The sequence below is a fragment of the Streptomyces sp. NH27 genome, assembly GCF_056859195.1.
The window spans coordinates 1-875 of sequence record NZ_JACEGK010001015.1; the positions used below are offsets into that span (position 1 = coordinate 1).

Consider the following 875-nt stretch of genomic DNA (forward strand, 5'->3'; position numbering starts at 1 on the left):
GGATGGCGATTCGGGGGGTGTTGTTCGACGTGGACGGCACGCTGTTCGACTACGCGGCGTCGGAGGAGGCCGGGTTGATCGCCCACCTCGCGGCGGAGCCGCTCGACCTGTTCGTGTCGCCGGCGGATGCGCTCGCGCGCTGGCGGGAGTTGACGGCGGAGGAGTACGGACGCTTCATGGCGGGCGAGTTGAGCTTCGGTGAGCAGCAACAGGCCCGCGTGCGGCGGTTCCTGGGCCGCCCCGGGCTGTCCGACGAGGACGCCGCCGCGTGGTTCGGGCGGTACGGCGTGCGGCGTGACCTGGTCGGCGCGGCCTTCGACGACGCCGAGCCGGTGCTCCGCCGGCTCGCGCCGCACTACCGGCTCGGGGTCGTCTCCAACGCGGGCACCAAGGCCCAGCGGCACAAACTCTCGTCCGTCGGGCTGCTTTCCTACCTCGGCGGCGCGTTCGTCTGCTGCGACGAGTACGGCGCCGTCAAGCCCGCGGCCGGCATCTTCCTCGCCGGTTGCGCCGCCCTCGGACTGCCGCCCCACCAGGTCGCATACGTCGGCGACGACTACACCGCGGACGCGCTCGGAGCCCGCGACGCCGGCCTGCGGGCGTACTGGCTGCGCCGCGCCCTCGGCCCCACGGACGCCCCACCCGCCGACGGCATCCACGTCCTCACCACCCTGCACGAGCTCCCGCCCGCGCTCCACACCTGATCCGGCCCTCCCCGCGCCCACCGAAGTCGGCGCCCGCGACCGTATCCAGGCCGACGTATCCAGGCGGTGATCCTCGCCTATGACGCCGGTCTCGTCCGCTCCCACCCCTGACCCCGGCACCGGCACGGGGCCAGGGCCACCGTCGATCCGGCTACCGCCCGGGGCGTGGTG

1 protein-coding gene is annotated in these 875 nt (G+C 74.1%); it reads left to right on the plus strand.

All coding sequences use genetic code 11. The features are described 5' to 3' along the window. On the plus strand, positions 1 to 704 hold a 704-nt coding region (locus AC13HU_RS37745; RefSeq protein ID WP_483046520.1), incomplete at its 5' end, for an HAD family hydrolase. Positions 705 to 875: the final 171 nt, after the last annotated feature.